The following is a 13,303-nucleotide window of genomic DNA, read 5'->3' as shown; positions in this document are numbered from 1 at the left end:
CCGGTCAGGTCTGCACCACCGGGGTCCCGGTACCGAGGCGGTAGAAGCGCCAGAAGCCGAAGTCGTCGATCGGCAGCACGTCGACGGATGCGTACCCGGCATCGGAGGCGATCTGGCGCACCGTCGCCTCGCGGATGACGGTCCCCGTCGCCACCGACGGGTCGTGGGACATGCTGTCGGGGAGGCAGACGAAGAGGCTGAAACCGTAGAGCAGGCGCTCGACCTCGTCACCGTCCGGGGCGAAGGTCTCGGCCGCCGCCTCGTCCATGACCACCACCGGTGCGCCCGGCGCGAGCGCGTCGCGCACCGAGGAGAGGACCCCCACCGGCTGGGGCATGTCGTGCACGCACTCGAAGGCGAACGCCGCGGTGAACGGCCCGGGCAGGGGCTCGGCCGCATCTGCGCAGGTGACGTGGATCCGGTCCGCCAGGCCCGCTCGGGTGACGTTGTCCCTGGCCATGGCCACGGTCGCCTCATCGATGTCGATGCCGTGGAAGGTCGCTGACGGGTAGGCCCTCGCCAGGGCGATCGTCGACCAACCACCGCCGCACCCGACGTCGAGGACGGCGGCCCCGGGTCGTGAGAGTGTCGCGTGGAGGCCATCGGCCCGGCTGAGCGCGTCGGCGAGGCGGTTCTCGAACCACGGACGGTTCATGTCGGACTGCGACTCACGCGCGTCCACGCCCATGCTGGCCCAGCTCACGCCGCCGCCGTCGCGGTAGGCCCCGAGCAGGTCCGGCATGAGCGGCGCGACCCCGCCGAACATGCGGGCCAGGGGCGCGAGGTAGTTGACGCTTCCTTCATCGGTCATGACCTCGACCGTCGCAGGCGGGATGGAGTAGATGCGTGCGTCACCGTCCGCCACGCTCGCGTCGGACGTGACGGTCAGGAAACCGGAGACGGCCTGCTGCTCCAGCCATTCCCGGGCATAGCGGGGGTGGGTGCCCGTGCGTTCGGCGAGACGTGGTGCCGTCGCGGGACCGTCGTCGGCGAGGGTGCGGTACCACCCCAAGCGGTCTCCCACGTAGACGGACATCAGCTCGACCGCTCCCAGGGCGGAGCCGAAGAAGCGCTCCGCGAGGGCATCCGCTGTCAGGGTGTGCTCGGTCATGGTCAGACCTCCGTGTCGGACCCCCCTGCCATTGTGCTCCCGATCATCCCGGCGCAACAGGGCGAGTACCTCACCGTGGCCATCGACGAGGCGCTGAGGCACCATGGGCCCGTGAGTTACTCGCAGTTAACGACGAACGAGGCCCGACGTGCGGTGCCCCGCGCCGTCACCACCGACGCGCTCGCGCTGCACGCTCCGGTGGACGAGGACGTCACGCTCGTGGCGCGGATGATGGATGTCCCCGACGATGCGGAGCGACCGGCGCAGATCGTCGCCACCTGGCGGGAGCACTGGGACGAGCACGGCTACGGGACCTGGATCGTGCGGGACGCCCACGGCAGCAGCGCCGGATTCGTCGGCCTGCGTGGGCACGCGGAGTTCATCCGGCTCACCCTGCGCATGCTCGAAGGGCCCGGCAGCGAGGACCTCGGCGCGCGGGCCCTGCGCCTGGCCACCGCACACGCGATCGAGTGGCTGCCCGACCTCCCGGTGCGCATCCGGATCGCCCCGGAGGACGCCGCGACCCTCTCTGCCGTCCGGTCCGCGGGCCTGGTGCGGGTGCCGGAGCTCGACCACACCTCCGAGGAGGGCGACTGGCACGTCCTGGAGCTGCCGTACGTGCGGGTCGCCGAGCGCACCCCGCCGCGGGCCCGGGAGGCGATGCTCGCCATGTGGCTCGAGGTCACCGAGGCCGGTGGGTCGGTGGGCTTCCTGCCCGGCGCCTCCGAGGAGGACGTCGCGCCGGTGCTCGACGGGTACTCGGCAGGGATGGCGAGCGGCGACACCGTGTGCGTGTCGCTGAACTCCCCGCTGGGCGAGCTGCTCGGCTTCGGCTTCCTCGTCGGCTCCACGGGGCCGCTCACGCGCCACGGGGCGAACATCGAGCGGATCATGACCGACCCTGCCCGACGTGGCACCAACTACGGCGCACTCCTCATGGCGGGCGTGCACCGGGCGGCCCGGGAGCGCGGCGTCGAGCTGGTGACCCTGGACTACCGGGGCGGCACCGGACTGGGGGAGTTCTACACGCAGTACGGCTACACCGAGGTCGGCCGGGTCCCGGGCGCGCTCCGCGTGGCGCCGGGGGACGACCGCGACGGCGTGATCATGGCGAGGTCGCTGTGAGCACGCTGGTGCCCTTCGGCACGGAGCAGAGCTGGCTGGCCGTCCGGGACCGGGCGCAGGGCGTCGTCCTCGAGGCGCTCGGCCTCACCGGCGGCCGGGTGACCGAGGTCGACGCGGCCGTCCGCGAGGCCCTCGGCAACGCGACGGCCGTGCTGCCCCCGCTGCCGGGGGTCGGCGGTAGGTGGACGCTCGTCCTCGGTCAGGACGTGGCCCACCCGTCCACGGCACGGATCACGACGCTGTCGGCCATGCTCGGCACCGGGGTGCAGCTCTTCGGCCGTGCCGACGACGGGTCGCGACACGGCCTCCTCGTCGAGCGCGGCACCGTCCAGCGCGAGGTCGACCTCGCCCGGGACGACCTGCCCGGTGTCGCGGCGGACTGGAGCATCGATCCGACGACACTGGAGGGTCCGGCGCCCGGGTCGGCCCTGGTCGTCGGGCCCCTGCGTGCGGAGCCGCCCACCCCGGAGACCGAGCCCGAGCTGGTGGTCATGCCGCGGGGCCGCGGCTTCTGGTCGCGCATCCTCGGTCGCTGAGGCATCGGCACCGACGGTTAGCATTCGGCCCATGCCGCGACGCCCCGACACCGGAACCCGTTCCCCCTTCGGCCTCGGCTGGGCCCTCCACGGAGACGGCCGCGCGGTCCGGCCCGGCGAGGTGGTCATGCCGGGCGAGCGGCTCTCGTGGGGCCGCACGATCGGGCTCGGCGCCCAGCACGTCGTGGCGATGTTCGGCGCGACCTTCCTCGTGCCGCTGCTGACGAACCTTCCTCCTGCGACGACGCTCTTCTTCAGCGGCATCGGCACGATGCTCTTCCTGGTCATCACGGCCGGCCGGGTGCCGAGCTATCTCGGCAGCTCCTTCGCCTTCATCGCGCCGCTGACCGCGGCGACGCAGAGCCACGACCTGCCGACCGCCCTCGGCGGCGTCATGATGGCCGGGCTGACCCTGGCGCTCATCGGTGTGCTCGTCCAGGTGGCCGGCGACCGGTGGCTGCGGGCGATCATGCCGCCGATGGTCACGGGTGCGATCGTCGCGCTCATCGGCCTCAACCTCGCCCCGAGCGCGAAGGACAACTTCATGGCCTCCCCGGTGACCGGCCTCGTCACCGTCGCCGGGATCGTGCTCGTCACGGTGGCCACCCGCACGCTCTTCTCCCGCATCGCGATCCTCGTCGGTGTCGCTGCCGGCTACCTCACGGCCGTGCTGCGCGGCGAGGTCGACTTCGCGAAGGTCGAGACGGCCGGGTGGGTCGGCCTGCCGACCTTCACCGCACCCGACCTCGACATCGCGGTCGCCGGGCTCTTCGTCCCCGTCGTCCTCGTCCTCGTCGCCGAGAACGTCGGGCACGTGCGCTCCGTCGCGTCCATGACCGGTGAGGACCTCGACCCGGTGACCGGCCGCGCGCTCATCGCCGACGGCCTGGCGACCACCCTCGCCGGCAGCGGCGGCGGCTCGGGCACCACCACCTACGCGGAGAACATCGGCGTCATGGCGGCCACCCGCGTCTACTCCACGGCGGCCTACTGGGTGGCCGCCGTCGTCGCCCTGCTGCTGTCCTTCTCGCCGAAGTTCGGCGAGGCCATCGCCACCGTCCCCCAGGGCGTGCTCGGCGGCGCGGGCACCGTCCTCTACGGGATGATCGGTCTCCTCGGCGCCAAGATCTGGATCGAGGCGCGGGTCGACTTCGGCAACCCGATCAACCTCATGACCGGGGCGCTCGCGCTGATCATCGGCGTCGCCGACTACACGTGGCAGATCGGCCAGCTGCAGTTCGCCGGCATCGCGCTGGGCACCGCGGCGGCGCTCGTGTGCTTCCACCTCATGCGCGGGGTCAACCTCCTCACCCGGGCCGTGCCGGACCCGATGCTGCCCGTGGCCGACGGGCCGCCCGACCGCGGTTGATGAAGATCTCCTCATGTGACCTTCACGCACGGCTCATGACCCCTTCCTACGGTCGGGTTCACCGACACACCGACCGAGGGCCCGCCGTGACGATCCGTCCAGACCGCACCACCACCGTGGCCGCGTCATGAGCCGCTGGCGCATCGGGCGGGAGGGCATGCTGCTCGTCGCGCTGCTCAGCGTGCCCCTGCTCGTGTTCCTCGGCTTCCGCGTCGCTGCCGCACCGGCCGACCCCCCGCCCGTCGAGGAGGGGCCGGTGCGGCTGACGACGAGCACGATCTCGCCGACGTCCGGCACGTCCTCGACGTCCTCGCCGACGTCCGGCACGTCCTCGACGTCCCCCTCGACGTCCTCCTCATCCACACCGACGTCACCATCAACGCCCTCGTCCACCTCGCAGCCCGCGCCGGCCCCGACCTCGACCACCCGGACGACGCCCCGGCCCACCTCCACGACCCGGCCCACCTGGACACCGCAGCCCTCCGTGACGCGAACACAGGCGCCGCCCCCGCCGGTCTACGACGATGATGATGACGACGATGACGACGATGACGACCGGGACGATGATGATGACGACGACGACTGATGAGTACTGAGGCGCCCACGCGGCGACGCCGTCCCCGGCTGTCCCGCGAGACCATCGTGGGCTGGATGGTGCTCATCCTCTTCGTGACCCTGCTCTCCGTGGTCATCGTCGTGCACGAGACCCTGCGCCTGTCGGTGACCGACAGTGCCAACGCCGATGTCACCCAGGAGATCCAGGAGTTCCGCACGTTCACCCAGGAGGGGGTGGACCCCGAGACCTCGCGTCCCTTCACCTCGGCCGAGCGCCTCCTGCAGGTCTATCTGTCCCGGCAGCAGCCCAGCCCCGACGAGATGCTCGTCGGGTACGTGGGCACCGAGGGCACCGTGACCATCTCCCGCGGGGCCAGGGCTCCCACGGCCGAGGCGTACGACCTCACCCGTGACCAGGAGCTGCTCGAGCGGACCACACGCTCCGCGTCCGGCACCCACGAGACCCCGGCCGGTGAGATGCGGTGGGCCCGGACCATCGTCGAGGTCGCCGACGGCGAGGACGCCGTGCTCCTGGTGACGTTCTTCACGGAGCCGGCGATGACCGAGGCGGACCAGACCGTCCGCATGCTCGTGATGGCCTCGGTGTTCGCCCTCCTCCTCGCGGGCGTGGTCTCCTGGGTCGTCGCCGGCCGACTGCTGCGTCCGGTGCGGCTCGTCCACGCGGCGGCCGAGGAGATCACCGAGCAGGACCTCACCCGGCGCATCGACGTCGGGGACGACGACGTGTCGGGACTGGCCTCGACCTTCAACCGGATGCTCGACCGACTGGAGGAGGCCTTCCGGGCGGAGCAGCGCTTCGTCGACGACGCCGGCCACGAGCTGCGCACCCCGATCACGGTCATCCGCGGTCACCTCGAGCTCATGGACGACGACCCCGTCTCCCGGGAGAGGACGATGCGCGTCGTCACCCAGGAGCTGGACCGGATGAGCCGGATCGTCACCGACCTGCTCGCCCTCGCCAAGGCCGACCGTCCCGACTTCATCCGCCCGGTCGCGGGCGTCGACGTCTCCATGCTCACCGTCGCCCTCGAGGCCAAGATCTCGGCGCTGGCCGACCGCCGCTGGCGGGTGGACCAGATCGCCGAGGGCGAGGCCCGGCTGGACTCCGAGCGGGTGACCCAGGCCGTGCTCCAGCTCGCGCAGAACGCCGTCCAGCACACCACCGAGGGTGACGCGATCACCCTGACGTCGGAGTTCATCGACGACCCGCAGCTGGGCCACGCCCTGGCCATCAGCATCGGCGACACCGGGCCCGGCGTCGCCGTCGCCGACCGGGAGCGCATCTTCCAGCGGTTCACCCACGGCGAACCTCCCGACGGGCGCCGCCACAGCGGTGCCGGGCTCGGCCTCGCCATCGTCAGCGCCATCGCGGAGGGGCATGATGGCCGCGTCCGGGTGGGCGGCGCGCCGGGGCAGGGTGCGGTCTTCACCCTCCTCATCCCGGTCGAGCACGACCACAGCAGCCAGGACGGCCTGGTGCCGAGCACAGCGGAGGGTTAGATGAGCGCCATCCTCATCGCGGAGGACCACGAGGAGATCTCCAGCTTCATCGACAAGGGGCTGCGGGCGAGCGGGTTCGTCACGACGCTGACGGCCGACGGTCGCCAGGCATGGGCGCTGGCCTCCACCGGCGCCTTCGACCTGCTCGTCCTCGACGTGGGACTGCCGGGGCTCGACGGGTTCGAGGTGCTGCGTCGCCTGCGCGCGGACGGCGTCGCGATCCCGGTCATCATCCTCACCGCCCGGGACGGCGTCGATGACACGGTCACCGGGCTCGAGGGCGGGGCCAACGACTACATGACCAAGCCCTTCCAGTTCGCCGAGCTGCTCGCCCGGGTCCGGCTGCGACTGCGCGAAGGGGGCGCCGCACCCGCCGAGGAGGCGACCCTGACCGCCGGTGACCTCAGCCTCGATATCCGGCGGCGCACCGCCCGCGCGGCCGACCGTGAGGTGGAGCTGACCGCCCGGGAGTTCTCCCTCCTGGAGGCCTTCGTCGAGCACGCCGACCAGGTCCTCTCCCGTGAGCAGCTGCTCGGCATGGTCTGGGACATGGACTTCGACCCGGGATCCAACGTCGTCGACGTCTTCGTGCGCTCGCTCCGCTCCAAGATCGGCGCCGAGCGCATCCTCACGGTGCGGGGAGTGGGTTACCGGCTCAAACCGGTGGCGGGTTGATCCACGCGTGCGGCCGAGGGAGTGTCAGGGCAGCAGACCGTCCTCGCGGGCGCGGGCGACCGCGGCGGTGCGCGAGTCGACGTCGAGCTTGGTGAAGACGTGCACGAGGTGCGTCTTGACCGTCGCCTCGGAGATGACCAGCTCGCGGGCGATCTGCTTGTTGGACAACCCCCGCGCCACCGCGGCCAGGATCTCGACCTCCCGCGCGGACAGCTGTGCCTGCGGGCGGGAGATGCGGGCGACGACCCGCTGCGCGAGCGCGGCGGAGAGGACGGTCTCGCCGGCAGCGGCGCGCAGGACGGCGGAGGTGATCTCCGCCGGGTCGGTGTCCTTGAGCAGGTAGCCGGCGGCCCCGGCCTCCACCGCGCGGACGATGTCACGGTCGGTGTCGTAGGTCGTGAGCACGAGCACCGCGGGGGCGGCCACCCGCGAGCGAAGGGAGGCGGTCACCGCGACCCCGTCGGGACCCTCGCCGAGGCGCAGGTCGGTGACGACGACGTCCGGGCGCTCCCGCTCGACGAGCGCGATCGCCTCCTCACCGGTCGCGGCCTCGCCGACGACGGTGATCCGATCCTCCTGACCGAGCAGGGCGATGAGCCCCATCCGGGTGACCGGGTGGTCCTCGACGACGACGACGCGGGCGCTCACCGGACACCCCCGTCGGTGGCGTGGTCGTGGACCGGCAGCCACGCGGAGAGGGCGGTCCCCTCCCCGGGTGCCGACTCGAGCGCCAGCCCGCCGCCGAGCTCGCGCAGGCGGGCCCGCGTGGCGCGCAGGCCGTAGCCGCCGTCGCCCGCGGAGCGCGGCGCCCGGGTCGTCCAGTCGGTGGCGTCGAAGCCCTGCCCGTCGTCGACGACGTCCACGCGGACCATCTCGGCGGACCCGTCGAGGCTCACGACGACCGACCCGGCACGCGCATGCGCCCGGACATTGGCCAGGGCGCCCTGCACGCACCGCACGAGGGCCACTTCCGTCGTGGTCGGGACCGGTGGGACGGCGCCGGTGGTGACGACCCGGGCGGCCACGCCGCTCTCCGCCGCGAAGCGGTCGGTGACGCGGTGGAGCGCGGCGAGCAGACCCCCTTCGTCCAGGTCGGCGGGGGCGAGCGCGCCCACGACGCGGCGGGACTCCTCCAAGCCCTCGGCAGCGCTGCTCGCGAGGTGCGCGAGCAGCTCGCGCACCCGGGCCGGGTCCTGCTCGGTGCGCGCCGCGCGGGCGAGCAGCAGGATCGAGGAGAAGCCCTGGGCGATGCCGTCGTGGATGTCCCGGGAGAGGCGGGTGCGCTCGCTCGTGGCGCCCGCCGCGCGCTGCACCCGGGCGAGCTCGTCGGTGAGTGCGGCCGTCTCCTCCTGGGCGGCGTAGAGCGAGGCGATGAGCCGCTGGCGCTCGATGCCGTCCCGGACGAGGGCCATCTGGGCCCGCGAGATGCCGAGCGCGACCACCATCCCGATGAACGGGCCGATGACCGCGGCGAAGGTGGTGCTCCCGGCCTGCCGGACCGGCTCGGCGACGACGACCACGAGGACGGCCGTCGAGATGAGCACGCCGTGGGCCAAGGGCAGCAGGTGGCCGGCCAGCAGCCAGAGGGGGAAGGCGAGCCAGACGTTCTCCGGGGAGACGAGGACGAGGACGCCCCACAGGAGCGTGAGGACGACGAACCACACCGGACCGCTCACCCCGCGCCGGGCCACCGGGATGCCGGCGAGGTACCAGGCCACGAAGGCGAGCAGGGCCCCGACCTCCGCGGCCGGGTGGACCCCGGCGGCCACCGCCCGGGTCAGGCAGACCACCGCGAGGGCGGCGAGCAGGGCGTGCTGGCCCCACCGCAGCCACCGGGCCGTGCCGCCGGCCACGGTCTCCTCGCCGGGGACACCGACGGGACCGGCCGGCCGGGTGTGCTGGGTCTGGCGGGCGGCCGGTCCCGGGACGGCGGGAGTGCTCACGGACGGGACGCTACCCGGCCGGCGTGCGACGGCCACCAGAAGCGGTCCCCGAGGAGGGCCGTGGCCGCAGGAACGACGACCGTGCGCACGAGGAGGGTGTCGAGCAGGACCCCGAGCCCGACGATGAGGCCGAGCTGCCCCAGGACGACCAGGGGCAGCACCCCGAGGGCGGCGAAGACCGCGGCGAGGACGACACCCGCACTCGTGATCACCGCGCCCGTGCGGGCCACCGCCCGGGAGACGCCCTCGCGGGTGCCGTGCTCGGCTGCCTCCGACCGGGCCCGGTGCATGAGGAAGATCGTGTAGTCGATCCCCAGGGCCACGAGGAAGAGGAAGGCGATCAGCGGGACCTGCACGTCCAGGGCCGGGTGGCCCAGGAGGTGCTCGTCGAGCCACGCGCCCATGCCGAGCGCTGCCAGTGCGCTGAGGGCGTTGAGCGCGAGCAGCACCAGCGGGCCGATGACGGCGCGCAGCAGGACCACGAGCACGACGAGGCTGACGACCAGCACGAGCGAGACGACCGTCCTCAGGTCGCTCTCCGCCGCGGAGCGGGCGTCGAGCAGCTCCGCGGACCCGCCACCGACCCGGGCGTCGGCGCCCGGGACGTCGTGGGCGACCCCACGCAGGTCCGCTGCGAGGTCGAGGCCGGCGGGGGAACCGGGTGCGGGCTCGCCGGTGACGGTGATCCGGGTGCGTCCCTGCCCGTCATCACCGGCCGGGGCGGCCGTGGTCACGCCGTCGACGTCCTCGAGCGCGGCGACGGTCGCCAGCGTGCTCGGGCTGTCCGTCATGACGACGAAGGGGGCGGCCACCCCGGCGGGGAAGTGCTCACCGACGGTGGTGAGACCGTCGACGGACTCCGAGGAGGTGCGGAAGGAGTCCGCCTGGCCCAGGCCGACGCTCGCCCCGGAGAGACCGGAGGCGAGGACGACGAGCAGGGCGAGGCCGCCGACGAGGTGGGCGGCCGGGCGGGCGACGACGCGACGGGCGAGCTTCGCCCAGATTCCGTCGTGCTCCGGGGAGTGCCCCGGCCGCGGGACGAAGGGCCAGAAGACCTTGCGACCCGCCACCGCGAGGGCTGCCGGCAGGACGAGCGTGATGGCCGGCAGCGCGATGACGAGGCCGATGGCCGAGGCGAGGCCGAGGCCGCGGGTGCCGGGGACCGAGGCAAGCAGCAGGGTGCCCAGGGCGAGGACGACGGTGACGTTGCTCGCGAGGATCGCGGGCACGGTGGCGCGCCAAGCCGAGGCGAGAGCGGCGTGGTGGTCCTCGTGGAAGTGCAGCTCCTCGCGGTAGCGGGAGATGAGCAGCAGGGCGTAGTTGGTGCCGGCGCCGAAGACGAGCACCGAGACGATCCCCGCATCGAAGGGCAGGCCGCTCCAGTCACCGACGGCCGCGGTGACGGTGCCGGCGAGCTGGTCGGCGATGGCGACGACGGTCAGCGGGACGAGCCAGAGCACAGGGGAGCGGTAGGTGAGCAGGAGCAGGAGGGCGACGACGCCGATGGTCACGGCGAGCAGCGTGACGTTCGCTCCGTCGAAGGAGGACGTGGTGTCGGCGCCGAACGCGGGCCCGCCGGTCACCTCGACGGTCATCCCGTCGGGGGTGGTCGCGGCGACCTCGCCGCGGAGGTCCTCGACCATCCGCACGGTCGCGTCCGAGGCCTCGTGGGACCGCATCGGCAATGTGACCACCGCCGCCTCGCCGTCCTCGGACGGTCGCGCCGGCGTCGGGTCTCCTGCTGCGTCCAGACCCGAGGCCATCTCGTCGACGGCGGACAGGTCGGACGGGGAGAGGGGAGCTCCCCCCTTCGTCGCGACGAGGAGGACCGGTGCCTCGTCGCTGTCGGGGAAGCCCTCCAGCTCCTGCGCCACCACCGCCGACTCGGCGCTCGCGGGGTAGCTGTCGCCACGGGGCGGAGCCTGGCTCGAGCCGAGGAGCGTGCTGGCCGGCCCCACGACGAGGAGGGCGAGGACGAGGACGAGGGCCGCGCCGCGGCGGCTGGTGAGCCGGTGGGCGAGGCCCGCCCCGCGCCGCTGTGGCGTCGCGTCGGGGCGGTGCGGGTGCAGGGTGGTTGTCATGCCATCGATTCCAGCCGTGGCGGGGGTGCCGGCACATCGCGCCGGAGGTTGGTTCCGGGATCAACCTTTCGATGGACTGGTCGACATCTCCAAGGGTCGTGCGCGGGGTTGTGGATGGCGCGTGCGCGCTGTCGCGGCGGCGTCCTAGGGTGGGGCGGTGTCCTCGTCAGTTGAGTCGTTGCTCGCCGCCGCCGTCGGGGGAGTGGGCGGCACCACCCGCCCGGGGCAGGTCGAGATGGCGACCGCGGTCGCCCGCGCCATCGACACCGAGGAGCACCTGCTCGTCCAGGCCGGCACCGGGACGGGCAAGTCCCTGGCCTACCTCGTGCCGGCCGTCGAGCACGCCCAGCGCACCGGCCGGCCCGCGGTCGTCGCCACCGCGACCCTGGCGCTGCAGGCCCAGATCGTCGACCGGGACATGCCCCGGCTCGCCGACTCGCTCGAGGGTCACCTCAAGCGCCGCCCGACGTACGCGATCGTCAAGGGCCGGCGCAACTACGTGTGCAAGCACAAGGTCGAGGGCGGCTTCCCCGACGAGGACGAGGGCATGTTCGACGTCGGCGAGGTCGACGCCGCTGCCGGGCGACTGGGCAAGGAGGTCGTGCGGGTCCGCGAGTGGGCGGCCGAGACCGAGTCCGGCGACCGTGACGAGCTCGTGCCCGGCGTCTCCGAGAAGGCCTGGCGGCAGGTCTCGGTCTCCGCGCAGGAGTGCCTCGGCCAGAAGTGCCCGATGGTCGCCGAGTGCTTCGTCGAGCGCTCCCGCGAGGCGGCGAAGGAGGTCGACGTCGTCGTCACGAACCACTCCTTCATGGCCATCGACGCCTTCGAGGGCCGGCCGATGCTGCCCGAGCACGACGTCCTGGTTATCGACGAGGCACACGAGCTCGTCGACCGGGTCACCTCCACGGTCACCGACGAGCTGACCCCCGGGGCGATCCGGGCCGCTGCCAAGCGGGCGCGCAAGTTCGCCGAGTCCGACGACGAGCTCGAGGACCTGGCCGGCGACCTCGAGGCCGTGCTGGAGCAGGCACCCGAGGGACGGCTCGCAGCCGGCATCCCCGACTCCCTGGCGAGCATCCTCGGCCGGTGCCGTGACGTCGGCCGCACCCTGCTCACGGAGATGAAGCCGCCCAAGGGCGAGAGCGTCGACGGGAGCCGCCAGATCGCGCTCGCCGCGGTCGACGAGCTGCACGAGACCGCGGTGCGGATGCTCCAGGAGCACGAGCTCGACGTCATCTGGGTCAGTCGCGACCCGCGCCGCGGACCGGTGCTGCGGGTGGCGCCGATGAGCGTGGCCATGCGCGTGCGCGAGCGGATCTTCGGCACGGGCGCCACCGACGACGACGAGTCGGTCCGCGACCGCACGGTGATCCTCACCTCGGCCACGCTCGAGCTCGGTGGCACCTTCGACGCGGTCGCGGGCACCCTGGGCCTGCGCGGCCCGGGTGCGCCGGAGTGGACCGGACTCGACGTGGGTTCGCCCTTCGACTACGCCCAGCAGGGCATCGCCTACGTCGCCGAGCACCTCCCCGCCCCCGGCCGGGACGGACTGGCCACGCAGACCCTCGACGAGATCGAGGCACTCGTGCGCGCGGCCGGTGGGCGCACCCTGGGCCTCTTCTCCTCCATGCGCGCCGCCAAGGAGGCGAGCGAGGCGATGCGCGAGCGCCTCGGCAGCGAGTTCACGGTCCTCTGCCAGGGCGAGGAGATGATCGGCACGCTGGTGCGCAACTTCGCCCGCGACCCCAGGACGATCCTCTTCGGCACGCTCACCCTCTGGCAGGGCGTCGACGTGCCCGGCAGCGCCTGCCAGCTGGTGCTCATCGACCGCATCCCCTTCCCCCGTCCCGACGACCCGCTGTCGTCCGCGCGCACCCAGGAGATCGCCCGCCGCGGTGGCAACGGCTTCATGGCGGTCTCGGCCACGCATGCCGCCCTGCGGCTCGCGCAGGGCGCCGGACGCCTCATCCGCAAGGGTGACGACCGTGGCGTCGTCGCCTTCCTCGACAACCGGATGATCAAGGCGCGCTACGCCGGCTTCCTGCAGCGCTCGCTGCCGCCCTTCTGGCCGACGACCGACCGCGAGCTCGTCCTCGGCGCGCTGCGCCGGCTGGACCAGATCGCACCCGAGGTGCAGGCCGTGGCCGACCCGGCGAAACGGGGGATGACCGGGCAGCCGGTCGCCGCGGACCCCGGCCCCGCGGACGGGGTGCGCACGGCCGTCACTCAGGGCGAGGGGTGGTCGGTGCAGGACGACGACGAGCTGCGCGATGGCGTCGACCTCGGCCTGCCGCTCGACGAGCTCGCGGCGTCCCTGGCCAAGGACGAGTCCGTGGTGGCCGCCCGGGCCGCGACGCTCGGGCTGGCTGTCCCGACCCGGGGATAGC

Annotated in this window: 11 protein-coding genes; 6 read left to right on the top strand and 5 right to left on the bottom strand. The window is 73.1% G+C overall.

The features are described 5' to 3' along the window. Nucleotides 1–4: 4 nt before the first annotated feature. Complete coding sequence (locus O9K63_RS06360) at nt 5–1,111, bottom strand: class I SAM-dependent methyltransferase (protein ID WP_277241592.1); 1,107 nt, start codon at nt 1,109–1,111, stop codon at nt 5–7. A 12-nt stretch (nt 1,112–1,123) separates the two neighbouring features. Between O9K63_RS06360 and O9K63_RS06355 the strand changes: the two genes are divergently transcribed. From O9K63_RS06355 to O9K63_RS06345, 3 genes are read left to right on the top strand one after another with little or no spacing between them, the layout of a single operon-like run. Then, a complete protein-coding gene (locus O9K63_RS06355; RefSeq protein ID WP_277241590.1) occupies nt 1,124–2,236 on the top strand; it encodes a GNAT family N-acetyltransferase in 1,113 nt (370 codons plus the stop codon). Next, nucleotides 2,233–2,772, top strand: a complete 540-nt coding sequence (locus O9K63_RS06350; protein ID WP_277241588.1) for a hypothetical protein — start codon at nt 2,233–2,235, stop codon at nt 2,770–2,772. Before O9K63_RS06355 ends, O9K63_RS06350 begins: the two co-directional genes overlap by 4 nt. A gap of 31 nt (nt 2,773–2,803) precedes the next feature. Beyond that, entirely contained in the window at nt 2,804–4,141 is a 1,338-nt protein-coding gene (locus tag O9K63_RS06345) for a uracil-xanthine permease family protein (protein ID WP_277241586.1), read from the top strand. Between the two features lie 33 nt (nt 4,142–4,174). Here the strand turns inward: O9K63_RS06345 and O9K63_RS06340 are convergent, their stop codons facing one another. Continuing rightward, entirely contained in the window at nt 4,175–4,606 is a 432-nt protein-coding gene (locus O9K63_RS06340) for a hypothetical protein (protein WP_277241584.1), read from the bottom strand. Between the two features lie 120 nt (nt 4,607–4,726). On the opposite strand from O9K63_RS06340, the gene O9K63_RS06335 reads away from it, so the two are divergent. Both O9K63_RS06335 and O9K63_RS06330 read left to right on the top strand, forming a co-directional pair. Next, nucleotides 4,727–6,217: a sensor histidine kinase gene (locus O9K63_RS06335; RefSeq protein ID WP_277241582.1), complete on the top strand. Its 1,491-nt coding sequence runs from the start codon at nt 4,727–4,729 to the stop codon at nt 6,215–6,217. Continuing rightward, nucleotides 6,218–6,892 (top strand): response regulator transcription factor, encoded by a 675-nt coding sequence (locus O9K63_RS06330; RefSeq protein WP_277241580.1) that lies wholly within the window; start codon nt 6,218–6,220, stop codon nt 6,890–6,892. 24 nt (nt 6,893–6,916) lie between these two features. On the opposite strand, the gene O9K63_RS06325 is transcribed toward O9K63_RS06330, so the two are convergent. Genes O9K63_RS06325 through O9K63_RS06315 form a run of 3 tightly spaced genes read right to left on the bottom strand, consistent with a single transcriptional unit; the run spans nt 6,917 to nt 10,916 of the window. Continuing rightward, nucleotides 6,917–7,540, bottom strand: a complete 624-nt coding sequence (locus O9K63_RS06325; protein ID WP_277241579.1) for a response regulator — start codon at nt 7,538–7,540, stop codon at nt 6,917–6,919. Continuing rightward, nucleotides 7,537–8,835, bottom strand: a complete 1,299-nt coding sequence (locus O9K63_RS06320; RefSeq protein WP_277241577.1) for a sensor histidine kinase — start codon at nt 8,833–8,835, stop codon at nt 7,537–7,539. The genes O9K63_RS06325 and O9K63_RS06320 overlap by 4 nt, the downstream gene beginning before the upstream one ends. Beyond that, the gene (locus O9K63_RS06315; RefSeq protein ID WP_277241575.1) at nt 8,832–10,916 is read right to left on the bottom strand and encodes an MMPL family transporter; all 2,085 of its coding nucleotides are present in this window, start codon (nt 10,914–10,916) and stop codon (nt 8,832–8,834) included. The genes O9K63_RS06320 and O9K63_RS06315 overlap by 4 nt, the downstream gene beginning before the upstream one ends. A gap of 157 nt (nt 10,917–11,073) precedes the next feature. Here O9K63_RS06315 and O9K63_RS06310 point away from each other — a divergent pair, with 157 nt between their 5' ends. Further along, nucleotides 11,074–13,302, top strand: a complete 2,229-nt coding sequence (locus O9K63_RS06310; RefSeq protein ID WP_277241573.1) for an ATP-dependent DNA helicase — start codon at nt 11,074–11,076, stop codon at nt 13,300–13,302. Nucleotide 13,303 lies beyond the last annotated feature (1 nt).

It is taken from the genome of Janibacter cremeus, from assembly GCF_029395675.1.
Classification (GTDB): domain Bacteria; phylum Actinomycetota; class Actinomycetes; order Actinomycetales; family Dermatophilaceae; genus Janibacter; species Janibacter cremeus_A.
Note: the sequence above shows the minus strand (reverse complement) of the source record. Positions and strands in the feature narration are given on the sequence as shown.

Bases quoted from the DNA above. Each gene is read 5' to 3' on its own strand.
- O9K63_RS06335 (WP_277241582.1), top strand. From the start codon at position 4,727: ATGAGTACTGAGGCGCCCACGCGGCGACGCCGTCCCCGGCTGTCCCGC.
- O9K63_RS06315 (WP_277241575.1), bottom strand. From the start codon at position 10,916: ATGACAACCACCCTGCACCCGCACCGCCCCGACGCGACGCCACAGCGG.
- O9K63_RS06345 (WP_277241586.1), top strand. From the start codon at position 2,804: ATGCCGCGACGCCCCGACACCGGAACCCGTTCCCCCTTCGGCCTCGGC.
- O9K63_RS06330 (WP_277241580.1), top strand. From the start codon at position 6,218: ATGAGCGCCATCCTCATCGCGGAGGACCACGAGGAGATCTCCAGCTTC.
- O9K63_RS06360 (WP_277241592.1), bottom strand. From the start codon at position 1,111: ATGACCGAGCACACCCTGACAGCGGATGCCCTCGCGGAGCGCTTCTTC.